Below are 23,762 nucleotides of genomic sequence, written 5' to 3'. Positions count from 1 at the left end.
AAAAGATTAAATAAAAGTTTACCCCCTGTGTCAAAGTATTAAATATTTCTTCTTTTACAGTTGTTAATTTAAGCGCTTACACAAATATTTGCAGGGTATATGACAATATAAAGGAGGTATTTATATGATTTATACAAATCCAAATGAAAGTAATGCAAAATACAAAGTTAAAGAGCAATATAGTAACTTTATTGATGGAAGTTGGATAGAGCCACAAGAAGGTGAATATTTTGATAATATTTCCCCAATTACGGGTGATAATTATACAAAAGTACCTAGGTCTTCACAAAAAGATGTAGATTTAGCAGTAAAAGCTGCTAAAAAAGCACAAGTTGAGTGGGGAACAAAGTCATTAGCTGAAAGATCACAACTTTTATTAGATATTGCGGATCGTGTAGAAGAGAATTTAGAATACTTAGCAGTTATCGAAACTTTTGATAATGGTAAACCTGTTAGAGAAACACTTGCTGCAGACTTACCATTAGTTGTAGATCACTTTAGATATTTTGCAGGTGTGATACGTGCCGAAGAGGGTGGTATTTCACAAATAGATAATGATACAGTAGCTTATCATTATAAAGAACCGTTAGGAGTCATTGGTCAAATTATTCCGTGGAATTTCCCGTTACTTATGGCAACTTGGAAAATAGCTCCGGCTATCGTGACTGGAAATGCTGTCGTCCTTAAACCAGCAGAACAAACACCTGTGTCTATTCTACATTTCATTGAAATAATTAAAGATATTTTACCAAAAGGATTAATAAATATCGTAAATGGGTTTGGCAATGAAACTGGTGAAGCACTTGCTACGCATAAAGAGATTAATAAAGTCGCTTTTACAGGTGAAACAACAACAGGTAAGATTATTATGAAGAATGCTAGTGATAATGTCATACCAGTAACTTTGGAATTAGGAGGCAAATCACCCAATATATTTTATAAAGATATTATGGATAAGGACGACGAATTCTTAGATAAAGCAGTAGAAGGATTAGTTATGTTTGCCTTAAATCAAGGTGAAGTTTGTACATGTCCTTCTAGAGCATTGATTCATGGTGACATTTATGATGAATTTATAAAATTATGTATTGATAAAGTTAATAAGATAAAACTAGGTAACCCATTGGATGATACAACAATGGTAGGTGCACAGACCTCCAATGAACAACAAGAAAAAATTAAGAAATACTTAGATATAGGTAAAGATGAAGGTGCAGAAATACTTGTTGGAGGTAATGTAAGAAAAGAAAATGAGAATTTAAAAAATGGTTTTTATATCGAACCAACTATTTTTAAAGGTAATCAAAATATGCGTGTTTTCCAAGAAGAAATTTTTGGACCTGTATTGTCGGTAGCTACCTTCAAAAATAACGATGAGGCATTGGCCATGGCAAATGATACAATTTATGGCTTGGGTGCTGGTATTTGGACAAGAAATCAGAATATAGCATACCGTGCTGGTAGAGGTATTCAAGCTGGTAGAGTATGGGTTAATAATTATCATACTTATCCGGCACATGCTGCTTTTGGTGGCTATAAAATGAGCGGTATAGGTCGAGAAAATCATTTGATGATGCTAGACCACTACCAACAAACCAAAAATTTATTGGTTAGTTATGATACGAAGCCAACAGGATTGTTTTAAAAAATTGTTGTAAATTAAATTTATTTTGTTTTATAAATTGCGCTAAATGTGTACAGTATAATAATAAATAATATAATGTTAGAATTGGGGAACTTATTATGTTTATTATTATTCAGTATAGTAGAGGCAATACATTATTCTATTTAAGAAATAAAAATAAAGAACCAATTAATTCCAGAGTAGTGGCTATTTCTGGAAATAATTATAAGGCATTATTATTAGAGAGTATTGAGAAGCTACTTGCTCAATCTAATCATCATTCAGAATCACTACGTTTTATACTACTCGAGATGAATGAAATAGAAAATTTGCAAGTTAATGCCGTTTGTGAAGTGAGTAGATATCTTAGATTTAAGCTTGATACAAGTGTAGTTGTTACCAATAATATTGAAACATTTGATTATGATGAGTATTTGAATGTATAGTTGATATCTATAAAAATATAGTCCCATTAAAAATCTAATTAGTTTTTATTAAAATACTCAATGATATTAAGAAGGAAACACCAAAATTGAATCCTCGATTTTGGTGTTTCCTTTTAACTTAATTTAAAGTGTATTCGTAATAGTTTTCGCCTAATATATTTTGAGTAGTGTAGTTAGAATGATTTAAATATTGTTGCATAAATTCTGGCACATTTTCTTTTTTTAAATCATACATTACTTCAATTTCCTTAGAAAATAACCTTGGATGAGCTTTTAAATATAATGACAAATCTGGCAAGGGCTTGGAATCAATTTTACTAGATTTATTTAAATCCTTAAGTGTGTCTACATATACATTGAGTTCTCTTGCACCTACAATTTTAGTGCCATGATTATCATCGTTTAATAGGACTATAGTTGGAAAACCTCGAACCCCTAATTTATGAACTAAATCAAAATCTTCAAGAAGTAATTGCTTTCCTTTGGTACTGTTTGATAAAGCTAAAATATCTTCTATACGAATTGTGTCTTCATTTTTATAAAATTGTTGTAGCAGTGATTTAAGTACATTTTCATCAGAAATATTTTTGTTGAAAACAAATACGGATTCTCTTACTAGCCTAATAAATTTTATTGCAGCTGTAGGTGAGTCTAAGTGTTGAATTGCTTTATAAACGCGTGACGCCGGATATGAGGATTGTACAGGGTCAATCTCCATTATTGTGCCATCAATTGGCATGCGTGAATATTGTCCTACTTCTTGCCAATGTGGTGTAACATCTGCCGGTTTGAAAATGCCATTCGCTGGATCTATAGGTCCGTCTCCCCATTCTTCTAATAGTCCACCCATAACCATTTGGAAATTAAATAAATGTCCATATTGTACCAATAATTTATTTAAAGTGGGTTCAAATGCCCAACAATGAGAACACATAGGGTCGGTAACATAATATAAAGTCTGTTTAGACGTCTCTGTATTTAAATTAATTGTTTCTATTTTATTTGAATCACTAGGCTTGCACACTCCTGAGTAGATATCGCATACCATATTTTTCTCCATAATTTGACCTCCAAAGTTTAATTAAAAGTAATATAGTTTTATAATAAGCAGTAATAGGATTTATAAATACCAACAACTTGTCAATAATGTTGGATATTCAACATCCACACTTCATTGTTGGAGGGAAATGAGGCCGTCGAATGGTACAATCAAAATCAGACTTGCGCGTAATCAAAACTAGAAAATCTATCATGCAAGCTTTTATTAAGCTATCAGATGAAAAGGATTTTAAAAATATAACAGTAAAAGACATTACCCAAGAGGCGCTTATCAATAGAGCTACATTCTACTATCATTTTAGTGATATATATGATTTGTTAGACAAAGCACTTGCAGAAGAGTTATTAATTAATTTGAACTATGAGTATTTTGATCAAAAGAAATTAGATGAAGCAACGCTTGCGCATATTTTTGAAATCGTGGCAGAATTTCAACTATCTTTAAGTCGAAGATGCCATAGAAGTTATCCTGAAACGATTGGTGATATTATTCAAGAACATATTGAACGTGTGTTGTTGAGGTTATTGGCTGAGGTGAAATTTGAGGATGAATCTGCACGTCAATTAGCAGCGAGCATGTTAAGTGCAAGTATTTATAGAGCTTCTGAAAAATGGTGTGAAGGTTTTAGTGATATTTCTGCCGAGTCTTATATTAAACGTGTAACACCTTATATTATATCTGGTTTAGTAAGTCGATAGAAAACGATTAAAGGAGGAATGGTTTTATGGGAATTATTATCTTAATATTGCAAGTGATCCTAGGTTTATTCTTTATCATGACGGGATTTAAAATATTTTCTGGTGAGATGAAACAAGAATTTGCACGATTTGGGTACCCGCCTATTTTTAATAAAATCACTGGAGCATTTGAGTTTATTGGAGCTATAGCGATGTTAATCGGTGTTTTCTATAGTCCATTGGCGATATTTGCTAGTGTATTAATAGGTTTAACTATGTTGGTTGGTGCATTGTCACATATCCTTTTAGGAAAAGATCCAGTTACGAAAGCGATGCCAGCGATTGTGCTATTTTTATTAAACTTGATTATATTCATTTATTTTATAGCAGTTTAAAGCTGTGTGATTTTCAGGAATTGGGGCATATTATGGCCTCGATTTTTTGCATTTATAAAGCTGTCACTTAAAATATTTAGTAATATTTGGTAAGGATAAATGGATTGAATATTAGCGTATTTATTATTTAATTCTTTGGTGTTATCACGAATATGATGAAGCTTTACAAGATTTTTATGAATCATAATCCTTTTGTGTAAGTTGACTTTTTGTGGTAATATCGTCATGGATAAAAATTCGAGATAATAATAGATAAGAAGGTTTAAATATATATGAAAGAAAATTTTTGGCGTGAATTACCACGTCCATTTTTTGTTTTAGCACCTATGGAAGATGTTACAGATGTTGTCTTTCGTCATGTCGTAAGTGAGGCTGGAAGACCTGATGTATTTTTCACTGAATTTACGAATACAGAAAGTTTTTGTCATCCTGAAGGCATACACAGCGTACGTGGTCGCTTAACATTTACGGAAGATGAGCAGCCAATGGTTGCTCACATATGGGGCGATAAACCTGAGCATTTTCGTGAAATGAGTATTGGTATGGCTGAGATGGGCTTTAAAGGTATCGATTTAAATATGGGGTGCCCAGTAGCAAATGTTGCAACGAAGGGTAAAGGTTCAGGCCTAATACAACGACCTGAAACTGCAGCTGAAATCATTCAAGCAGCAAAAGCAGGTGGTCTGCCAGTGAGTGTGAAAACAAGACTCGGTTATTCTGAAATAGATGAGTGGAGAGACTGGTTGAAACATGTGTTTGAACAGGATATTGCCAACCTATCTATTCATCTTCGTACACGTAGAGAGATGAGTAAAGTAGATGCACATTGGGAATTGATTGGAGAAATTAAAAAACTCCGTGATGAGACTGCACCAGACACATTATTGACGATTAATGGAGATATTCCAGATAGAAAAACGGGACTTGAACTTGCCGAAAAGTATGGTATTGACGGCGTAATGATCGGGCGTGGCATTTTCCATAACCCCTACGCATTTGAAAAAGAGCCACGAGAACATACAAGTGAAGAACTTTTAGGATTATTAAGGTTACACCTTGACTTGTTTGATAAATATTCAAAAAATGAATCACGTTTATTTAAACCTTTACGTAGATTCTTTAAAATATACGTACGTGGTATTAGAGGAGCAAGTGAATTAAGACACCAGCTAATGAGCACAAACACAACAGATGAGGCTCGTGAATTACTTGATAAATTTGAAGCACAAATAGAATCGACAATAGAACAGTAAAGTTTAAATATAAATAACAAAATAGACTTGGAAATCTTAAAACTTAGATTTCCAAGTCTATTTTTGTTTAATAGTAAGAGAAATAGCAAAGGCAATAAGCATAAAAATTGTAATCATTAAAACTACGCCAGGCCATTGCATAAAGTTATAAAAAACACCAGCTAAAGTACCGCCAACAGAGGATCCCATATAATAAAATAATAAGTATAGGCTAGAAGCTTGTGCTTTATGATCTTCTGCGCGACTGGTAACTACTGCACTTGAGATTGCATGCCCACTAAAAAATGCATAGACACTAAAGGCTAAACCAATAATTTTAAAATATATAGGTGATAATAAAGTAATGTTTATCCCGATAATTAGTAATAAAACGCTAAATTTTAACGCGTTTAAAGTACCTAATTTAGTACGTAATTTTGCATTTAAAATCGAGGAAATCATGCCTATTAAAAATAATAAATAAACAAAGCTAATGATACTATCATGCAAATTGTACGGCCTATCTGCTAATTCAAAACCAATATAATTAAATGCAGCTATATTGCAGCCAAGTAGTAGAAAACCTATCATAAAGGGTTTGAGTAACCGGATATTTGTTAAATGATTATAATAACTAATTAATAATGCTTTTACAGAAAAAGGTTGTTTTTCAAAATGTTTAGACTTCGGTATTAAAACTATGAACAGTATAGTGGCAATGACACTAATTGTTGCGATAGATAAAAGTCCGATTTGATACCCATAAATACTTGAAATAAATCCTGTAAATATACGGCCAAAAGCTCCTCCAAAGGCATTTCCACTTATATAAATTCCCATGGCTTCAGGCAAGTTATGGGGTGAAATTTCTTCTCCAATATAGGCCATAGCTATAGAAGGTAATCCTGCTAAACAAACACCTTGTATCAACCTTATAATGAGGAAGGTATTAAAGTCTGCCACAAAGGGTTGAACTAATGCTAAAAGCGTAACAGATGTAACCGAAAAGATCATGATAGACTTACGACCTAAAACTTCGGATAGTGCACCAAAAAATAACATAGCAATAGCTAAGGTGATGGTTGCTGCTGATAAAGCTAAACTCGCAACAGTTTCACTAATATTAAATGATTTTGTAAAATGTGGAATCAATGGTTGAACACTATATAAGATTGAAAAGATAGTAAAACCAGAAATAAAGAGTGCAACAATAATTTTGAGATAATCTGTTGAACCTTTTGCTACATAGTTGTTTTTTAAATTATTCAATGTCATGTCCTCACTTATTAGTTGATGTGTTTATCGTAGCATGTAATTAATAATATAAAAAATATATTATTTTTATTTGAATGGTGTTTTCATATGATAGAGTTTGTTTTATGAAGTTTTACCTTTTAAATATATTGAACCTTTTCTGTAAAAGTAAAAACATATTTGATATAAGTTTTTTAAAGAAAAGTGAGAATTACTGTGCGTAATTTTGTTTCTAAATTAATTGTTTCCAAATTCATTTTTGTATTATATATACATTTTTCAAAAAGAATACATTAATAATTTTGAAATTGACACAAATTTCAAAAAATACATTGATTTTAACTAAAAGTATTATAAGATAATGTAGTATGCTTTAAAAATATTTTAAAGTAGAGCTAAATTAATTTTAGCGTTGAACGTAAAATGGGGGAGTGGGAAAATGAAAAAACTATTGTTTTTTGCTGTTTTAATCATATGTATATTAGCTGGATGTAATACAGAAAGTAAAGAAACTAAATCTGACCGAAAAGAAGATAATAAATCAAAAGCTACTAACACAATGAAGAATTTTAAAATTGAGCAAGTGGTGGACGCTGATGGTGTAGATGTGAAATTAGCAAAAGTAGAATATGTAAACAACTATGATGAATATAGTGAACCGGAAAATGGTAGGGTTATTAAAGTATATTTAAAATTTAAAAATAATAACAAAGATCAAGTGTTAGTTGATTCGACTGATTTTAGTATGAAGGTAAAAGGTGAGAATTATCAAGAATGGTATGGGGATAGTGAAGAATATTCTGGTTTTTCACATCAATTGAACAAAGGTAATACTGGCTCAGGTTTTATTACATATGATGTTCCTGATAGTGACACTTATACTTTAGAAATGGATGCTACTCCAAATTTTGAAAATGTTAAGGCAAAATGGGAGATAAAGAAAGATGATATAAAAGAAATAAGTAATCAATCAAATAATAATTCTGTTTCAGAAAGTAGTAGTAAAGAAAATTTGAGTGACACAGAAGCTGATGAAGAAGCTAATGCTGAAACAGAAGAGAATGAAAGTGATGAAATAACATATCCAGCAGAAATGTATAATACATTAGTTGATGAATACAATGAACTCACAGATGGTGAGAAAATGGATCATGTTGAAAATGAAGTGTTAGAGATCGAATATGATCAATTAGAAGCACGTGTTGAAGAATTGTACAATAAAAAAATAGAAGAAGAAGACCAAGCATTTGAAGAAGAAATGAAACAACAAGATGAAGCATATGAAAAAGAAATGGATGAAATGGACAAAGAGTATGAAAAAGAAATGAATGAAATAGATAAAGAGTACGAAGAAGAAATGAAACAAAGTGAAGAAGAGACAACTACTGAAGACGAAGCAGCGTAGTAATAAAAAACATAAAAAGAGGTAATTTAAATGAATGAAAATATTGGTAAAAAACAAACAAATAGAGTAGCTGAGATGATTTTAGGGATACTAGGCAGTATCTTCGGTATTATAGGTGGTTTATTCGCTATAATGGTCGATGGAATTGGTAAAGAATTTGGAGCAACAGATAGTGGGAGTATTACTGGATTGGGCATAGCAGTAATATTAACGTGTATAATAACATTGATTCTTAGTTGTGTAATAAACAGAAAGAGAGTACTAATAGGTGTATTATTAATTATAGGTGGTATTTTAAATATCATTTTTATAAGTTTTTTCGGTATTTTGTCAGGCATATTAATATTAGTGGCTGGTATTTTAGCATTAATAAGAAAGTAATATAGTAACTAATAAAAAACATGAAACGAACCGAGATATAATTTATGTCTCGGTTTTTTTATTATCTCTTAATTAATATGGGTGATTGTTAACTAAACAGATATAAAGAATCACTTTAAAGGCAATTCTATGAAAGTACAACTTTTAATTTGTAAAGTTAGTGTATATATAAGATTCAATCAGACTTTTTAACAAAAAATTACCTGAGTTATCTTGGATAGAATAGAACAACAAAACTATGTTCGAAAATCGTATCACAAGACTAAGCTACTATTCATTTTTCTATACTTTAAACCTGTAATAAAAGGCCATGTTAGGAATATTCAAAAAAATTACAGCTATCTCAAAATAATTACCAGTAAATTAAAAAACGATGTCTACTATTCTATTAAATCACTTCATCTGATATATTAGCTTAAGAAAAAATCTGGGAGGATTTATTAATTATGAAAAAGTTTGTTACAGCAACGATTGCTACATTGTCATTGGGAGCAATTGGCATAGCACAAGGAGAGGCACAAGCATCAGAAAATGATCAATCTAATTCACAATATTCAAGTAACCAGTCTTCTAATAGTATTTTTAACTATGGTTATATTGATCAAGATGCTAGCGGTAATTATCATCACACGCTAGATGGTAATTGGGACCAATCTATGTTTGATCAACAACAATATTATTTCTATTTAATTGATGGCGAAGGAAATTATCATTACTTTTATTTCCCTATGAATAATCAAAGTGGAGATGCAAATGCAACAGTAAATAATGATAACAATTATTCTGCTAACCAAAGCCATGAAGCAGTTCAAAAAGATGGTTATGATGTAAATCAAAATAATAATCAAAATGATACACAAAACATAAATAGTTCAGACGAAGTTTCTGCTCAAACTTCATCTGAACAAGCAACATCAAATGTAGACTACAATGATAGTTATACACGTAATGATGGTAACGGTAAACAAAACGTACAACAGAATGCAACATCGAATGAAACATCAAATGCAACGTCAAATGCAACAACTAATACAACAGCCCAAGATTCAACAAACCAAAGTACTTCAAACAATACATCGGATTCAAATGCAACAAGCAACTCAAATTCATCAAATTGGTTAACTAAAAACCGTCAATTACAACCATACGGTCAATACCATGGTGGCGGCGCGCACTATGGTGTCGATTACGCTATGCCTGAAAACACACCAGTTTATTCATTAACTGATGGTACAGTAATTCAAAGTGGTTGGAGTAATTATGGTGGTGGTAACCAAGTTACTATCCAAGAAAAAAATAGTAATAACTATCAATGGTATATGCATATGAATTCTTTAAATGTTCAAAAAGGACAGCAAGTTAAAGAAGGACAACAAATAGGTGCATCAGGTAGTACGGGTAACTCTACTGCGTCTCACTTGCACTTCCAACGTATGCAAGGTGGCGTAGGTAATCAATATTCAGTTGATCCTACATCATATGTAAATTCAAAAGCATAATAAACAATTAATTAGTCGTCTTTGAATACCTTTAAAAAGGTGTCAAAGGCGATTTTTTTGTTAAGTCGTATGTTTATAAAATAAGTGAATAACTCTGATAAAATATTTAGATTATTTGTAATATCTTAAAGTACATATCATAATTACATTAAAATCTATTTGAAAAGGAAGATGAGATGTTTACTATATATGGACATAGAGGATTATCAAGTAAAGCACCTGAAAATACTATAGCAGCATTTGAAGCGGCAGCAAAAGTGACTGGACTAAAATGGGTGGAACTAGATGTTGCAATTACAAAGGATGAACAACTCGTTATTATCCACGATGACTTTTTAGATAGAACCACAGATATGATTGGTGAAATTACACAATTAGAGTATGAAGACATCAAGCATGCTTGTGCAGGGAAGTGGTTTGGCTCAAAATTTAAAGGTGAAAAATTACCAACATTTGATGAGATAATTGCATTTGCTAATGAATATCAAATGAATTTAAACATTGAGTTAAAGGGTGTGACTGGGAATAACGGTAGTGATTTATCTTTAAGTATGGTTCAGCAAGTAGCTGAAAAATTAAAAGACTTAGATAAAAGCCTAAACGTATTGATATCTAGTTTTAATCTATATTTAGTAAAGTTAGCAGAAGTACATATGCCAGCATACAAACGAGCAGTTATCTTCAAAGCAGCAGCGTTTCAAGGAGACTGGAGAACGCTTTTAGATTTTTGTGGATCGACAATTGTTAATATTGAAGATGCAAAACTTACAAAAAATCGTGTTCGCGCAATAAAAGATGCTGGCTATGAATTAAATGTATGGACAGTAAATAATAAGATGAGAGCAAATCAATTGGCTAATTGGGGAGTAGACGGGGTCTTCACAGATAAAGGGGATGAATTAGCTCATTTAAATAGTTAATCCATCTACATATAATAAATAGCATGAGGATACAAAATTGTAGTGTGATTTTGTATCCTCATTTTATATAAAACGATGTATGATATCGTTTGAAGTATGTTTAATAATTACAATTAAATATGCCCTTTGTGTTTATTATACTACATGAAAAATAAATATTATAGACTACTTCTTTTATTCAATGGCACCTATAATAGTAAGACGTTTTAGAGAAATGAGGGGGAACTATTTTATGAAAAATCAAAAGCAAGCATTTGAACAAGATTTATACTTACATGGCACAAAAGTGCAGTTGCAGATAGGTGATTTATTGAAACCTTTGCAAAAATCTAATTACCAAGACCGCATAATGAATCATATTTATTTTACAGGAACATTAGAAGCAGCAAAATGGGGGGGCTGAATTGGCTGTAGCTTTATCTAAAGAAGAAGCAGATGCACACATTTATATCGTAGAGCCACTAGGAAACTTTGAAGATGATCCTAATGTTACAGACAAGAAATTTCCTGGCAATCCAACGCGTTCATATCGTTCTACTGAGCCATTGAAAATTGTTGCAGAATTAGGTTCATGGGAAAGTCATTCAAAAGAAGAAATCAATCAGATGCTAGCAGGTATCGAACAGTTGAGAAGTGAAGGTCTAGACATTATAGAGGATTAATAGTTATAAATAAAAAATAATTAGAAGGTCGCTTAATTTATATTTAATTAATTGGCAATCTGTTTATTTAGCGTTTGATAAATAAATAGCGTGTGTAATTATCTTAATTTACAAAATTGTTTTTAAAAAATTTATATAAATATGATTATCTTTATTTTTCTAGGGTATTTGTCCAAAAAAGGGGGCAATTCACATGAGTAAAATTTTAGATTCTTTAATGGGAGCACTTGATAGTGTTATCAGTTTCATCCCCAATATTATAGGTGCATTAATATTCTTAATTATTGCTTGGATTATTGCAGTAATCGTTAAGAATATCATAGTCAAAGGCCTGGGCGCATTAGGTTTTGAGTCCTGGTTACAAGAAAAGGGCTTAATAGATGCAGAAAGCGGAAAGTCTGAGTCAGCAGGTTTGATACAAACATTTGGTAAGTTAGCATACTTCCTTGTATTCTTACTATTCTTACCATCAGTTTTTGATTCATTAAACATGCAATCAGTATCTAAACCTATTAAAGGTATGATGAGCAGTATACTTAACTTTTCACCTAAAATTATTGTTGCAGTAGTTATATTAGTACTTGGTTTATTTATTGCAAAAGTTTTAGGTACATTAGTAAAAAACATATTATCAAGCTTAAACGTAAGTAAGTTTAATCAATATGTTAATTTTGGAAAGAATGAAGATAGCATAGATATTCCAGTAGCAGCTGGCTGGGTAATTACTACGCTAATTGGCTTGTTCTTTACGGTCCAAGCCCTTAGTACAGTGAATTTATCTGTATTAAATCAAATTGGTGAAGCGATTATCGGTTACTTACCGCTTGTTATTTCAGCTGCAATCATTTTAGCGCTAGGATTAATCGGTGGTAACTTAGTTGCAAAATTAATCAATAAATCAACTGGAAACGGTATGTTAGCTGAAATTGTAAAATACTTAGTTATCATTGTTTCCGTATTCATGACATTAGATCAGTTAAACTTTGCGCAAAGTATTGTTAACGTGGCATTCTTATTAATTTTAGGTGCTGTAGCTGTAGCATTTGCAATTGCGTTTGGTATTGGCGGTAAGTCGTTTGCTGAGAAACAACTTGAAAAATTCTCTAATAAAATCGATTCAGAAAATAAAAAATAAATAAAAGCAGAATTAGTTTTTGCTTTATTAGCGAAAGGACTATTGCTACCAATTTTGGGGCAATGGTCCTTTTTTCTCATTATGAGTTGAATACAAAAAATAATGTATTATATTCAATAAAAAGGGTTAAGTTTTATGGAGATATCGTTATTCTCTTTTTATTTAGCTGCTCAGAGTCAACAGTGATAGAGGGTTTAATGATTTATAACGAATTAATTCAGCAATAAGTCTGTTATAATCATAAAAGTGTTATGGTTATATTGTATATATTTCCTAGGAAAAAGGTAAAACGATTATAATAAAAGTGATTAATATAGATAAGGAATGTGAGTATGAATGGAAGGAAATAATAATGATTATGAAAATTTGTTATTTTACTTTGCGTATAAAACATTTATAAATACCGCAGATGAAATAATTGAAGATTATGGTTTGAATAGACAACATCACAGATTTCTGTTTTTTATAGAGAAAGTCCCAGGTATTACAATCAAAGATCTCTTAAAAGGCATGGAAATTTCTAAGCAAGGTAGTCACGCAACTTTGAAAAAACTTAAAGATGAAGCGTATATTATTGAAAAACAGACTGAAGCCGATAAAAGAGTCAAAGCGCTTTACCCTACTGAAAAAGGTACAAAATTAGTGCGTGAATTAAACAAAGCACAGAATGATTTATTTAGAGATATTCAAAAAAAAGTAGGAAATGATTGGTATGCAATTATGGAAGAATTTGCTTCGTATCGTACAGGATTTCAAGAGGTAAAATATTTGAAAGATGAAGTGAAAGATTAAAAAGTTAGTACAATATCCAGTTCATGTTTTAACGTTGATAGGTCCAAAGCTTTTTAAATTGTAGTATTGTATGAATACAATGCTACATGAGTCTGAAAAAACTAAATTACACTATATAAATAGATTCCGGGATAACATTAGATGTCCCGGAATTTTTAATTATAGGTAGGAATAACATAATTAATATTTCAATTAGTTATGTTTTAAATTATACAATTTTTGAGGGAGGGCACAATTTAATTATAATCATAGGTCTCTATACTCTCTTTTATGTGCGTCTATAAGTCGTTAAGTTTAATCGTGTTGATATATAAGTGAGCAATCTAGGAAGATTCATCCAATAATAAAAGTCAATATTGTTGACCTTTATTATGTTATAAGTTAAATTTGAAGTGTATTAGATATAGAGTAAAAGGGGAAATGAAAATGAAAAAACGTGTAGGACAATATCTAATGGACTGTTTGAGCAATGTTGGTGTAGATAAAGTGTTTGGTGTACCAGGAGATTTCAATCTTACCTTTCTAGATGACATTATTAGTCGTGATGACTTAGAATGGGTTGGCAATACGAATGAATTAAATGCAAGTTATGCAGCGGATGGTTATGCAAGGTTGAAAGGCATTGCTGCTATGGTAACGACATTTGGTGTAGGAGAACTAAGTGCCGTAAACGGTATTGCAGGGTCGTATGCAGAACGTGTACCAGTTATCCAAATTACTGGGGCACCGACACGTGCCGTTGAACAGGATGGTAAATATGTACATCATTCTTTAGGTGAGGGACGTTTTGATGATTATAGAAATATGTATGCTTCAATTACAACAACACAAGCGTATATCACACCCGAAAACGCACAATCAGAAATTCCAAGGGTGATAAGCGCTGCATTATTTGAAAAGAGACCGGTTCATATTCACTTACCAATTGATGTAGCGAATACTGAGATAGAAGTAACAGCATCATTTGAACTAGCAGAACGTCAACATATGGATGTTTCTAAATATATGCAAATGATAATGGAAAAATTACAAAGTGCAGACCAACCGGTTATCATCGCTGGTCACGAAATTAACAGTTTTGGGTTACATGAAGATTTAGAAAAATTCGTAACACAGACACATATTCCAGTTGCACAATTATCATTAGGTAAAGGTGCATTTAATGAGGAAAGTCCATATTATATGGGAATTTATGATGGTGCATTAGCGGATAAAGCCATTAGAGACTATGTAGATCAAAGTGATGCAATTTTAAATATTGGTGCAAAATTGACAGATTCAGCTACAGCCGGTTATTCATATCAATTTGATATTGATGATGTAGTAATGATCAATCATCATAATTTTAAAATGAATGAAACGAAAGATACGAATGTATCGTTAGTAGATTTGCTAGCTGGATTAAATAAAATTAATTATGTAAATCACATGGATTTTCCGAAATATCAGCGTCCAAGTGCGCATGATTATGATTTGAATGCGGATCCTTTAACACAAGAGACTTACTTCAAAATGATGCAGGATTTTATTAAAGAAGAAGATGTGATTATAGCTGAACAAGGAACTTCATTCTTTGGAGCGTATGATTTAGCATTAAATCAACATAATAAATTTATAGGGCAACCATTGTGGGGATCTATTGGATATACTTTACCTGCGACTTTAGGTGCTCAATTGTCTGACCCTAATCGTAGGAACTTACTATTAATTGGTGACGGTTCTTTACAATTAACTGTGCAAGCAATATCTACGATGATAAGAGAAGAAATTAAACCAGTTATATTTGTTATCAATAATGACGGATATACAGTGGAACGTAAAATTCATGGCGAAAATGCAGTGTATAACGATATTAAAATGTGGGATTATAAATTATTACCAACGGTCTTTGGTGGTAAAGAAGAAGTTTGCACATATGATGTCAACACGAGTGAAGAATTCCAAAAAGTATTGCTCCAAGTCGAAGCGCAACCTGACAGAATGCATCTTATAGAAGTGAAAATGGATATCCATGATGCACCTCGTAAGTTAAATGCGATAGGTCAGGCATTTGCTAAGCAAAACGGCTAATATGCAAAAATAGTTTAGAATATATATATTAGATTTATAGCTAATATCTCAACTTAAAAGAAGCGGAAACATAAGATCAAATTAGGGTCTTATGTTTCCGCTCTTTTTTCAACTGCAGTATATTCTACTTGGTCATAATTTTTTTCAAGCTTACGTAGTTCGTCTCGTGTTTCTTTATTTAAGCCCTCACCGTAATCCATCATTTTAACGATATCTTTAAATGCTGCATATGGGATAGCTAATTCATCTATATCTTTTAATGTGACATGTAAATTGATTTTTTCTGGCGTACCATTTGCTAATTTCGTTACGAAATCAGGCTCTGTTACAAAGGGTGAAGACATACCAACCATATCAGCATGTTTTAATGCGTCCAACGCGCTTTCAGGGGAATTAATTCCACCACTTGCAATCATAGGCACTCTACCGCTTAAATAGTCATGAACAACTGCATTTACAAATTGTCCCTTATAGCTACCATCTGAGCGAACCTTGTTTTGATAAATTTGACGTCCCCAACTAGCAATCGCTAAATATTGTATATCTGCTACTTCTAAAACCCAGTCTAGATGTTGGTTGAATTCGTCAATCGTGTAACCAACATCGCTCCCACGTGTTTCTTCTGGTGTGGCACGATAACCTAGTATAAAGTTAGGTGGCGCCTCCTTATCAATTACAGATTGCACAGCATTTAATATCTCTAAGGCAATACGTGCCCGATTCTTAAGGTTTTGTGGTCCATATTGATCCGTACGTTGATTAGAGAATGTAGAGAAAAATGTTTGAATGAGTAAACGTTGTGCTGCAGAGATTTCAACGCCATCAAATCCAGCTTGAATGGCACGTGAAGTTGCATCTGCATATTGTTTGGTTACAGCGTCAATCTTTGTTTGTGACATTGCTAAGACTTCATGTTCGATAGGTGAATGTAGTGACATAGGGCTAGGGCCATAAACTTGGCCAAAATTTAAAATAGCTTGGTTTGAAAACCTACCTGCATGTGTAAGTTGCAAAATGGCTTTATTGCCATCTTGTTTCATGGCAGTAGCTAGTTTTTTTAAACCTGGTATACAGCTGTCATCTATAATACTAAAGCCGTATTCAAATAGTTGACCATAGGGTTCTATATAAGCTGCACCTGTTACTTGAAGAGGTGCTGCATGCGAACGTCTTTGTGCATAACGCAAGTCTTCTTCGGTAATATGTCCATTTTGTGTGGAGGAATTAGTCGTCATAGGCGAAAGTACAAAACGATTATTTAATTTAATACCGTTAGGCAATATAAGTGTTTTGAAAAGTGAATCAAAATTATTTATCATAGCTTTGACCTCATTCTTTGTTGTAATATGTAATTTTAAATTAACACTAATGTGACAGAATGGTCAATTAAACAAGAAATTTCAGCATTTTATAAGCAAAATATAACAAAAATTTTCTATATCCGTTATTCTATAAAGTGAGGGTAATATGTATTGAATATGATACTTTGACTGAGTATAAAATAATATTACATGGCCATATGTAATAAATATAGAAATGCAGACGCATATATATGTGGTATAACGGGAGTGAATGTGAACGTGGTTCAGTTGAACATATTAGATTATGCTGTCATTGATGAAGGTCAAACGGCACAAGATGCTTTGCAAGATACTGTGAAGTTAGCGCAATTAGCAGATGAATTAGCTTACAAGCGATTTTGGATTACCGAGCACCATAATGTACCGGCGTTTGCCTGTGCAAGTCCAGAATTGTTGATGATGCAAATATTAGCAAAGACACGACGTATACGGTTGGGATCGGGCGGTGTGATGTTACCACACTATAGTCCTTTTAAAGTGGCAGAAAACTTTCGATTATTGGAAGCCTTTTACCCGGGGAGAGTGGATTTAGGCATTGGTAACAATCCGGGGACATCTAGCGTGAAGAAAGCACTTAATGAAACGAAGTCTTATTTTTTAGACTACGGGCAGTCTATATCAGATGTGAAAGACTATTTAATTGAAAACAATAGCGAACAGCGATTAGATAGTGTCATAGCACAACCAAGTGTTACGACAGTTCCAGAAATGTGGTTGTTAAGTACAAGTATTACCTCTGCGGAAATGGCTGGTGAAGTAGGTATGGGTTATACATTGGGGACGTTCTTATTACCCAATGCACAGGCTATTCAAAATGCAAAAGCAAGTGTTCAAACTTATAGAAAGTCATTTAAACATACTAAGTTGAATATGGCACCTACAGTTATAGTCACGGTATTTACCATAGTTGCTGATAGTGAAGTACACGCGCAATCATTAGCACAGTCATTAGATGTTTGGCTTTTAGGCAAAAAACAATTTGCAGAATTTAAACAGATGCCATCAATAACAACAGCTCAAAATTATCAAAAATCAGAACGAGATGAGCAACTAATTAAGCAAAATCGTGCTCGCATGGTTGTGGGAACAAAAGCAACTGTTCAAACTCAACTAAAGCAAATAATAGAGACTTTCGATGCAGACGAACTTATGATTGTACCTTTAATACCAGGTATCGAAAATCGAAGGCGCACCATAGAATTGATTGCACAAATGAATTTATAATCAAAGAAAGGAAGAATAAAAATGAAAAAATTAGCGAATTACTTATGGATAGAAAAAATTGGAGAACAATATGTTTATAGAATGACACCAGAACTACAAGACGATGTTGGAACAGTTGGTTATGTGGCATTTATGGGTGAAGATGATGTGAAAGTTGACGATGAAATTGTCAGTATCGAAGCTTCAAAAACAGTTTTAGACGTGCAATCACCATTAGCAGGTAAAATTGTGGCGCGTAATACAAAGGCAGAAGATGAACCGACGCTGTTAAATTCTGAAAAACCAGAAGAAAACTGGTTAGTAAAATTAGAAAACGTTGATGAAACAGCCTTTAATGCACTTCCAGAGGCATAATATATGCAACAGATGGAACGCTTAGCGTATTTGATTGACTATTTATGGCAAGAGGCAAATGGTGATAAAAGATTAGACTTACCTGATACGGAACAAGCACGATGGGACATGTTTAGAAGTTTAATAAATGTAAGACCAGCAAAAGATATAGCTAACGATTTTACTGATGTACAAGATGCATTGTTAATTCAATATAATAACCAGCAAGTGACGGATATAAAGTCATTAACACCTTCTATAGGCAACGATATTTATTTATGGCAAGGTGACATTACGCAATTACAAGTCGATGCAATTGTTAATGCGGCTAATAGTCAGTTCCTAGGCTGTTTTGAACCAAATCATAATTGTATAGATAATATCATTCATACAAAAGCAGGTGTACAGTTGCGTTTAGCATGTGCAGAACTGATAGAAAGACAAGGTAAACGTGAAGGTGTGGGTAAGGCAAAAATTACAGATGCTTATAATTTACCAGCCAATTATGTCATTCATACAGTAGGGCCACAAGTACGTAAGACACCAGTGTCACGAATGAATAGTGATTTACTTGCACGATGCTATCAAAGCTGTTTAGAAATAGCAGATGCTCATCAATTAACGAGTATTGCTTTTTGTTGCATCTCTACAGGTGTTTTTGGTTTTCCTCAAGCAGAAGCTGCTCGTATCGCTATAGATACGGTGTTAAATTATAAACGAACGCATCAATCAGATATCAAAGTGGTATTTAATGTGTTTACTGATACAGATTCAAAGTTATACAAGGAAGGATTGAAACAGAATGACTGAGTCAACGTGGAATGCCTTAACGACAATATATGACCAACAAGCTGACCAATTAGCAGACGCATTACAAGAAGCAGATGCAGTCGTAGTAGGCGTTGGTGCAGGTATGTCTGCGGCAGATGGGTTTACATATATTGGAGAAAGGTTCACGCAACACTTTCCAGATTTTATAGCTAAATATGGTTTTTTTGATATGTTGCAAGCAAGTCTACACCCTTTTGAAAGTTGGCAAGAATATTGGGCATTTGAAAGTCGTTTTGTTGCATTAAATTATTTAGATCAACCTGTTGGCGCATCTTATGTAGCATTAAAACAAATTTTAGAAGCTAAAGACTACCATATTATTACGACAAATGCTGATAATGCTTTTGCAGTGGCAGGTTATGATTTGGAGAAAGTCTTTCATATTCAAGGAGAGTATATTTTGTGGCAATGTAGTCAACATTGTCATGCGCAAACATATCGTGATGATGATGCGATACGTCAAATGGTAGCGCAACAAGAAAATATGAAGATACCTAGAGCATTAGTGCCGCATTGTCCAAAATGTGATGCACCTATGGAAATAAATAAACGTAAAGCGCAAGTTGGAATGGTAGAAGATTCGGATTTTGAGGCACAATTGTCGCGTTATAACCAATTCCTAAATGCACATAAAGAAGCTAAAGTACTGTATCTAGAAATAGGGATTGGCTACACGACGCCACAATTTGTGAAACATCCTTTTCAACGTATGACAAAACAAAATCCAAACGCATTATTCATGACTTTGAATAAAAAAGCTTACCGAATTCCAGAAGATATCAGTGAGAGAACGATACATTTAACTGATGATATTTCAGCATTGATTTTAGAAGCAAATAAAAAATTAACGAAATAGGAGATAGCTATGTATTTAATTGAACCGATTAGAAATGGTGAATATATAACTGATGGTGCTGTAGCATTGGCTATGCAAGTATATGTAAGTGAAAATATATTTTTAAATGAAGATATCCTTTTCCCATATTACTGTGATCCTAAAGTAGAGATAGGTCGTTTTCAAAATACTGCCGTAGAAATTAACCAAGATTATTTAGAACAAAAGGATATTAAAGTTGTACGCCGAGATACCGGAGGTGGAGCGGTTTATGTAGACCGTGGGGCAGTGAATATGTGTTGTATCCTAGAAAAAGATGACACAATCTATGGTAATTTCAAAAAATTCTATGAACCGGGTATTCAAGCGTTACATCATCTAGGCGCCACTGAAGTAGAACAAAGTGGACGCAATGATTTAGCGATTAATGGTAAAAAGGTATCTGGAGCGGCTATGACACTCATCAAAGGTAGAATTTATGGCGGTTACTCTTTATTATTAGATGTAGATTATGAGCCCATGGTAAAAGTACTAAAACCGAATCGTAAAAAAATTGAATCTAAAGGTATTAAATCGGTACGTTCTCGTGTAGGCAGTATTAGGCCATACTTAGCATCAGAATATCAAAATATAACAATAGAAACATTTAAAGATTTAATGGTTAAACAAGTGTTAGGTGTTGATGATTTAAGTGATGCTAAACGTTATGTTTTAACAAATAAAGATTGGGAAGTCATTGATGACATGCTTGAGAAAAAATACAATAACTGGGAGTGGAATTATGGACGCTCACCACGATATGAATATAATCGAGATGTGCGGTTAGTAGCAGGTACGATTGATATCTCTTTAGCAGTTGAACATGGCCGTATTTCAGCATGCCGCATTTATGGTGATTTCTTTGGACAAGGCGACATTAGTGATGTCGAAAATCAACTTCAAGGTGTACGTGTAGTAAAAGATGATATTATAGCGGCATTAAATAAGCTAGATGTTACATACTATTTTGGGAAAACATCTGCTGAAGAGTTAGCGGACGTTATTTTAAGTTAATTAAAATATCAAAGTAGATCGTATACCTTAGCTTTGAATAAAAAGGTGTTATTTTGATTCGTCTTTATTTTATAAAAATGATTTTAAACTACTTATAAGTGTGTAGCTGAAGTAGGTCAATATCCATATCGTTTTGAAAAGTAGCTGTCGGGTATAGCAATTACAAATGCTTGATAGATACGTAAGGAGGATATCGTATGGATAAAAATCATATCAAGGCAGCGTTATCTAAAAACTCAGAAGTTATTATAGAAACTGTTGAGCATGAACGAATAACTGTTAAAGCAATAGCAGATAATAATGATTCACAATATTTGCATGTTACAGAGCCAAAAGAGCAACAAGTAGAAATCGATAAAATAACTGATATACAAGTAAATAACTTTAATCAACTTTAATATTAATAAAAAGAGTTAAAGTATGTAAAACGACCTTCCACAAACATTAAATTGGGTGGAAGGTCGTTATCTATTTATTTCTATATTAATAGTGTTATAAGACATCTCTTGCACGAGAATCAGTAACGATTAATAAAACTTTACCTTGATCCATGAGTTCTTCGTATTCATGAGCATCTTCTTCGGAAATGCCAAGCACCTGTAGTTTTTCACGCAGTTGACTTCCTTGTTTAGCCACTTCGTCACCCACGTTAGAACGGTTGTAATTAATACCGGACACTTCGGTTTGATTTACAATTCGTTCAGTGCGGTCAGGATCGTGAGACAATACAAAGACATCTTTTGCATTTATTTTTTGATCTTTTAATGTGTTAATATTCACTTCGATTTCTTCATCATTTGAATATACTTTTATAATTGGCGTCATTTATAAACCCCCTTGAAATAGGACAAACTTAATTCATTTTACTTATTTATTATTTTGCTCTTTAAGTTTATCGTAGCGTTCATGCGTAATATAAAAATGTGTGTGTTGAAGTGCATAATCATATACTTCATCTCTTTGGATGTTGGTAGGCAATTCAAAATGAGTATCTACTTTTTCTTCGTTCTCATTTTGAACTTGAGATACATTATTATGTTTAATGTTTAATGTTTCTTTAGGATAAACTAAAGTGATATGCTGTGGTGTTTCTTTGATAGCTTTTAAGTTTTCTATTTTGAACGCTTCGTTGATATAGTTTTCAACCCTTTTTTCACGTTTACGTTTTCTTTTATTCACGGAAGCTTCTTTCCTATATAGTTTCTTGATGAGTAGGAAGAAAGCCACGACTATTATGAGAAATATTATAAAATAAAATATGGACATCTTATAGCCCTCCTTACGCATAAAAAATGCGACTGCAATTTTATACCTTTATATTAAATGTATACCACCGAATTAATTTTAAAAACAAATCTAATGATTTTGTGTTATTGATTTTGAATTAAATGTATCTATAAAGTACACTATAGTTATGTAATTAATTATTAAAATAAATAGAGAATACAAATAATTAACAAAGGGGAATGACTTATGAATCTAGGAATTGTTGGGGCGGGCAAAATTGTTAAAGAAGCGCTACCTGTTATGGAGCAAATACCAGCGTATACTTTTCAGAGTCTTGTTTCTTCAGGGAGAAATCCAGAAAATGTAGAGCATTTACAAAAGCAATTTAATATCAAGCATATTTTTGATAATTATGATGCATTTTTAGCAGATGAGACAATCGATACTATCTATCTAGCCGTACCGAATCATTTACATTTTGATTATGCACGTAAGGCAATTAAACAACATAAACATGTGATATGTGAGAAACCTTTTACGTTAACGAAAGCAGAATTATTAGAATTAAAGACTCTAGCTGAGGCTCATCAAGTTATTATTATAGAAGCCATTACTAACCTATATTTGAGTAATTTCGATGTATTAAAGCAATCTTTACTTGAAATAGGAAATGGTAAGATTGCGCAATTTAATTATTCGCAGTATTCATCAAGGTATGATGATTTTAAAAAAGGTATTATTCAACCTGCATTTGACCCAGCTAAAGGTGGCGGTGCTTTAATGGATATCAATGTTTACAATATTCATTTGGCAATTGCATTATTTGGTAAACCGCATGGAGTAGCTTACTTCGCAAATATAGAAAATAATATTGATACGTCAGGCATTTTACAGTTAGATTATGACGGTATAAAAGTTGTATGTATCGGTGCGAAAGACTCTAGTTCAGATAATCAATCTTATATTCAAGGGGAAAAAGCAACAATAAATATTAAAGGTCCTACAAATGAATTAAAAGCTTTTGAACTAAAATATAATGATGGTGGAACGCAATCGTATCAAGTTAATCAACATGAACACCGCATGTACGAAGAATTTGTGAAAATTGCAGAAATCATTAAAGAGAAAAACTTTGACGTAGCTATCCAAAAATTAGAACACAGTATTCAAGTAAGTGAAGTATTAGAACTTGCGCTAGATAGTGCACATATTGAATTAGGTCCTTCTGTTAATAATAAATGATTGAACTGAGATGAGTTCTTAAGAGAATCTACAATAGCACAAATTAAGTTAAAATAACGCACCTCAATTCGACTAATGAATTGAGGTGCGTCTTACGTTTGATT

The 23,762-nt window shown here is 32.6% G+C and carries 24 protein-coding genes and 1 pseudogene; 20 read left to right on the top strand and 5 right to left on the bottom strand.

What is annotated here, in order from left to right; all coding sequences use genetic code 11:
- Window positions 1-124: 124 nt before the first annotated feature.
- Together D9V42_RS02865 and D9V42_RS02860 are read left to right on the top strand one after the other, a co-directional pair.
- Entirely contained in the window at window positions 125-1,645 is a 1,521-nt protein-coding gene (locus tag D9V42_RS02865) for an aldehyde dehydrogenase family protein (protein ID WP_122062976.1), read from the top strand.
- A 98-nt stretch (window positions 1,646-1,743) separates the two neighbouring features.
- Window positions 1,744-2,070 (top strand): hypothetical protein, encoded by a 327-nt coding sequence (locus tag D9V42_RS02860; protein WP_107556080.1) that lies wholly within the window; start codon window positions 1,744-1,746, stop codon window positions 2,068-2,070.
- 118 nt (window positions 2,071-2,188) lie between these two features.
- Here the strand turns inward: D9V42_RS02860 and D9V42_RS02855 are convergent, their stop codons facing one another.
- Window positions 2,189-3,130 (bottom strand): DsbA family protein, encoded by a 942-nt coding sequence (locus tag D9V42_RS02855; RefSeq protein WP_172592884.1) that lies wholly within the window; start codon window positions 3,128-3,130, stop codon window positions 2,189-2,191.
- A 140-nt stretch (window positions 3,131-3,270) separates the two neighbouring features.
- On the opposite strand from D9V42_RS02855, the gene D9V42_RS02850 reads away from it, so the two are divergent.
- The 3 genes from D9V42_RS02850 to D9V42_RS02840 all read left to right on the top strand — a co-directional run bounded on the left by D9V42_RS02850 (window position 3,271) and on the right by D9V42_RS02840 (window position 5,455).
- Window positions 3,271-3,828 (top strand): TetR/AcrR family transcriptional regulator, encoded by a 558-nt coding sequence (locus D9V42_RS02850; protein ID WP_107556082.1) that lies wholly within the window; start codon window positions 3,271-3,273, stop codon window positions 3,826-3,828.
- 26 nt (window positions 3,829-3,854) lie between these two features.
- Entirely contained in the window at window positions 3,855-4,202 is a 348-nt protein-coding gene (locus D9V42_RS02845; protein WP_107556083.1) for a DoxX family protein, read from the top strand.
- A gap of 272 nt (window positions 4,203-4,474) precedes the next feature.
- Window positions 4,475-5,455, top strand: coding sequence for a tRNA dihydrouridine synthase (locus D9V42_RS02840; protein ID WP_107556084.1), 981 nt, complete (start codon window positions 4,475-4,477; stop codon window positions 5,453-5,455).
- A 57-nt stretch (window positions 5,456-5,512) separates the two neighbouring features.
- Here D9V42_RS02840 and D9V42_RS02835 read toward each other — a convergent pair whose 3' ends face one another.
- Window positions 5,513-6,703, bottom strand: coding sequence for an MFS transporter (locus D9V42_RS02835; RefSeq protein ID WP_107556085.1), 1,191 nt, complete (start codon window positions 6,701-6,703; stop codon window positions 5,513-5,515).
- 424 nt (window positions 6,704-7,127) lie between these two features.
- On the opposite strand from D9V42_RS02835, the gene D9V42_RS02830 reads away from it, so the two are divergent.
- The 8 genes and pseudogenes from D9V42_RS02830 to D9V42_RS02795 all read left to right on the top strand — a co-directional run bounded on the left by D9V42_RS02830 (window position 7,128) and on the right by D9V42_RS02795 (window position 15,552).
- Window positions 7,128-8,093 (top strand): DUF4352 domain-containing protein, encoded by a 966-nt coding sequence (locus D9V42_RS02830; protein WP_208639064.1) that lies wholly within the window; start codon window positions 7,128-7,130, stop codon window positions 8,091-8,093.
- Between the two features lie 30 nt (window positions 8,094-8,123).
- On the top strand, window positions 8,124-8,474 hold the full coding sequence (locus tag D9V42_RS02825) for a DUF4064 domain-containing protein (protein ID WP_107554472.1): 351 nt from the start codon (window positions 8,124-8,126) through the stop codon (window positions 8,472-8,474).
- Window positions 8,475-8,920: 446 nt separating this feature from the next.
- Window positions 8,921-9,973: a M23 family metallopeptidase gene (locus D9V42_RS02820; RefSeq protein ID WP_122062972.1), complete on the top strand. Its 1,053-nt coding sequence runs from the start codon at window positions 8,921-8,923 to the stop codon at window positions 9,971-9,973.
- Between the two features lie 176 nt (window positions 9,974-10,149).
- Window positions 10,150-10,893, top strand: coding sequence for a glycerophosphodiester phosphodiesterase family protein (locus D9V42_RS02815; RefSeq protein ID WP_107554470.1), 744 nt, complete (start codon window positions 10,150-10,152; stop codon window positions 10,891-10,893).
- Window positions 10,894-11,107: 214 nt separating this feature from the next.
- Window positions 11,108-11,555, top strand: a pseudogene (arr, locus tag D9V42_RS02810) (NAD(+)--rifampin ADP-ribosyltransferase).
- Between the two features lie 193 nt (window positions 11,556-11,748).
- Entirely contained in the window at window positions 11,749-12,690 is a 942-nt protein-coding gene (locus tag D9V42_RS02805; RefSeq protein ID WP_122062970.1) for a mechanosensitive ion channel, read from the top strand.
- Between the two features lie 336 nt (window positions 12,691-13,026).
- Window positions 13,027-13,482: a MarR family winged helix-turn-helix transcriptional regulator gene (locus tag D9V42_RS02800; RefSeq protein WP_107529870.1), complete on the top strand. Its 456-nt coding sequence runs from the start codon at window positions 13,027-13,029 to the stop codon at window positions 13,480-13,482.
- Window positions 13,483-13,908: 426 nt separating this feature from the next.
- On the top strand, window positions 13,909-15,552 hold the full coding sequence (locus D9V42_RS02795; RefSeq protein WP_122062969.1) for an alpha-keto acid decarboxylase family protein: 1,644 nt from the start codon (window positions 13,909-13,911) through the stop codon (window positions 15,550-15,552).
- An 89-nt stretch (window positions 15,553-15,641) separates the two neighbouring features.
- Here D9V42_RS02795 and D9V42_RS02790 read toward each other — a convergent pair whose 3' ends face one another.
- Window positions 15,642-16,868, bottom strand: coding sequence for an NADH-dependent flavin oxidoreductase (locus D9V42_RS02790; RefSeq protein ID WP_411775704.1), 1,227 nt, complete (start codon window positions 16,866-16,868; stop codon window positions 15,642-15,644).
- Window positions 16,869-17,132: 264 nt separating this feature from the next.
- On the opposite strand from D9V42_RS02790, the gene D9V42_RS02785 reads away from it, so the two are divergent.
- The 6 genes from D9V42_RS02785 to D9V42_RS02760 all read left to right on the top strand — a co-directional run bounded on the left by D9V42_RS02785 (window position 17,133) and on the right by D9V42_RS02760 (window position 21,587).
- Complete coding sequence (locus tag D9V42_RS02785; protein WP_122062967.1) at window positions 17,133-18,137, top strand: LLM class flavin-dependent oxidoreductase; 1,005 nt, start codon at window positions 17,133-17,135, stop codon at window positions 18,135-18,137.
- 21 nt (window positions 18,138-18,158) lie between these two features.
- Window positions 18,159-18,491, top strand: coding sequence for a glycine cleavage system H family protein (locus tag D9V42_RS02780; RefSeq protein ID WP_107554463.1), 333 nt, complete (start codon window positions 18,159-18,161; stop codon window positions 18,489-18,491).
- 3 nt (window positions 18,492-18,494) lie between these two features.
- A complete protein-coding gene (locus tag D9V42_RS02775) occupies window positions 18,495-19,280 on the top strand; it encodes a protein-ADP-ribose hydrolase (RefSeq protein ID WP_122062965.1) in 786 nt (261 codons plus the stop codon).
- Window positions 19,273-20,157 (top strand): SIR2 family NAD-dependent protein deacylase, encoded by an 885-nt coding sequence (locus tag D9V42_RS02770; RefSeq protein WP_107554461.1) that lies wholly within the window; start codon window positions 19,273-19,275, stop codon window positions 20,155-20,157. The genes D9V42_RS02775 and D9V42_RS02770 overlap by 8 nt, the downstream gene beginning before the upstream one ends.
- A 9-nt stretch (window positions 20,158-20,166) precedes the next feature.
- The gene (lplA, locus tag D9V42_RS02765) at window positions 20,167-21,189 is read left to right on the top strand and encodes a lipoate--protein ligase (RefSeq protein ID WP_122062963.1); all 1,023 of its coding nucleotides are present in this window, start codon (window positions 20,167-20,169) and stop codon (window positions 21,187-21,189) included.
- 197 nt (window positions 21,190-21,386) lie between these two features.
- A complete protein-coding gene (locus D9V42_RS02760) occupies window positions 21,387-21,587 on the top strand; it encodes a hypothetical protein (protein WP_107554459.1) in 201 nt (66 codons plus the stop codon).
- Between the two features lie 94 nt (window positions 21,588-21,681).
- Here the strand turns inward: D9V42_RS02760 and D9V42_RS02755 are convergent, their stop codons facing one another.
- Both D9V42_RS02755 and D9V42_RS02750 read right to left on the bottom strand, forming a co-directional pair.
- Window positions 21,682-22,014: a YflT domain-containing protein gene (locus D9V42_RS02755; RefSeq protein WP_107554458.1), complete on the bottom strand. Its 333-nt coding sequence runs from the start codon at window positions 22,012-22,014 to the stop codon at window positions 21,682-21,684.
- 42 nt (window positions 22,015-22,056) lie between these two features.
- Window positions 22,057-22,455, bottom strand: coding sequence for a hypothetical protein (locus tag D9V42_RS02750; RefSeq protein WP_122062961.1), 399 nt, complete (start codon window positions 22,453-22,455; stop codon window positions 22,057-22,059).
- A 207-nt stretch (window positions 22,456-22,662) separates the two neighbouring features.
- Here D9V42_RS02750 and D9V42_RS02745 point away from each other — a divergent pair, with 207 nt between their 5' ends.
- On the top strand, window positions 22,663-23,658 hold the full coding sequence (locus D9V42_RS02745; protein WP_122062959.1) for a Gfo/Idh/MocA family protein: 996 nt from the start codon (window positions 22,663-22,665) through the stop codon (window positions 23,656-23,658).
- The last annotated feature ends 104 nt before the right edge of the window (window positions 23,659-23,762 follow it).

Origin of the sequence: Staphylococcus pseudoxylosus (assembly GCF_003697915.1) — a bacterium.
In the GTDB taxonomy this organism is placed as follows: domain Bacteria; phylum Bacillota; class Bacilli; order Staphylococcales; family Staphylococcaceae; genus Staphylococcus; species Staphylococcus pseudoxylosus.
Note: the sequence above shows the minus strand (reverse complement) of the source record. Positions and strands in the feature narration are given on the sequence as shown.

Coding starts and splice junctions, on each gene's coding strand:
- D9V42_RS02795 (WP_122062969.1), top strand. CDS start 13,909: ATGAAAAAACGTGTAGGACAATATCTAATGGACTGTTTGAGCAATGTT.
- D9V42_RS02860 (WP_107556080.1), top strand. CDS start 1,744: ATGTTTATTATTATTCAGTATAGTAGAGGCAATACATTATTCTATTTA.
- D9V42_RS02850 (WP_107556082.1), top strand. CDS start 3,271: ATGGTACAATCAAAATCAGACTTGCGCGTAATCAAAACTAGAAAATCT.
- D9V42_RS02820 (WP_122062972.1), top strand. CDS start 8,921: ATGAAAAAGTTTGTTACAGCAACGATTGCTACATTGTCATTGGGAGCA.
- D9V42_RS02855 (WP_172592884.1), bottom strand. CDS start 3,130: ATGGAGAAAAATATGGTATGCGATATCTACTCAGGAGTGTGCAAGCCT.
- D9V42_RS02800 (WP_107529870.1), top strand. CDS start 13,027: ATGGAAGGAAATAATAATGATTATGAAAATTTGTTATTTTACTTTGCG.
- D9V42_RS02750 (WP_122062961.1), bottom strand. CDS start 22,455: ATGTCCATATTTTATTTTATAATATTTCTCATAATAGTCGTGGCTTTC.
- D9V42_RS02830 (WP_208639064.1), top strand. CDS start 7,128: ATGAAAAAACTATTGTTTTTTGCTGTTTTAATCATATGTATATTAGCT.
- lplA (WP_122062963.1), top strand. CDS start 20,167: ATGTATTTAATTGAACCGATTAGAAATGGTGAATATATAACTGATGGT.
- D9V42_RS02840 (WP_107556084.1), top strand. CDS start 4,475: ATGAAAGAAAATTTTTGGCGTGAATTACCACGTCCATTTTTTGTTTTA.
- D9V42_RS02755 (WP_107554458.1), bottom strand. CDS start 22,014: ATGACGCCAATTATAAAAGTATATTCAAATGATGAAGAAATCGAAGTG.
- D9V42_RS02770 (WP_107554461.1), top strand. CDS start 19,273: ATGACTGAGTCAACGTGGAATGCCTTAACGACAATATATGACCAACAA.
- D9V42_RS02825 (WP_107554472.1), top strand. CDS start 8,124: ATGAATGAAAATATTGGTAAAAAACAAACAAATAGAGTAGCTGAGATG.
- D9V42_RS02775 (WP_122062965.1), top strand. CDS start 18,495: ATGCAACAGATGGAACGCTTAGCGTATTTGATTGACTATTTATGGCAA.
- D9V42_RS02780 (WP_107554463.1), top strand. CDS start 18,159: ATGAAAAAATTAGCGAATTACTTATGGATAGAAAAAATTGGAGAACAA.
- D9V42_RS02745 (WP_122062959.1), top strand. CDS start 22,663: ATGAATCTAGGAATTGTTGGGGCGGGCAAAATTGTTAAAGAAGCGCTA.
- D9V42_RS02865 (WP_122062976.1), top strand. CDS start 125: ATGATTTATACAAATCCAAATGAAAGTAATGCAAAATACAAAGTTAAA.
- D9V42_RS02805 (WP_122062970.1), top strand. CDS start 11,749: ATGAGTAAAATTTTAGATTCTTTAATGGGAGCACTTGATAGTGTTATC.
- D9V42_RS02845 (WP_107556083.1), top strand. CDS start 3,855: ATGGGAATTATTATCTTAATATTGCAAGTGATCCTAGGTTTATTCTTT.
- D9V42_RS02815 (WP_107554470.1), top strand. CDS start 10,150: ATGTTTACTATATATGGACATAGAGGATTATCAAGTAAAGCACCTGAA.
- D9V42_RS02760 (WP_107554459.1), top strand. CDS start 21,387: ATGGATAAAAATCATATCAAGGCAGCGTTATCTAAAAACTCAGAAGTT.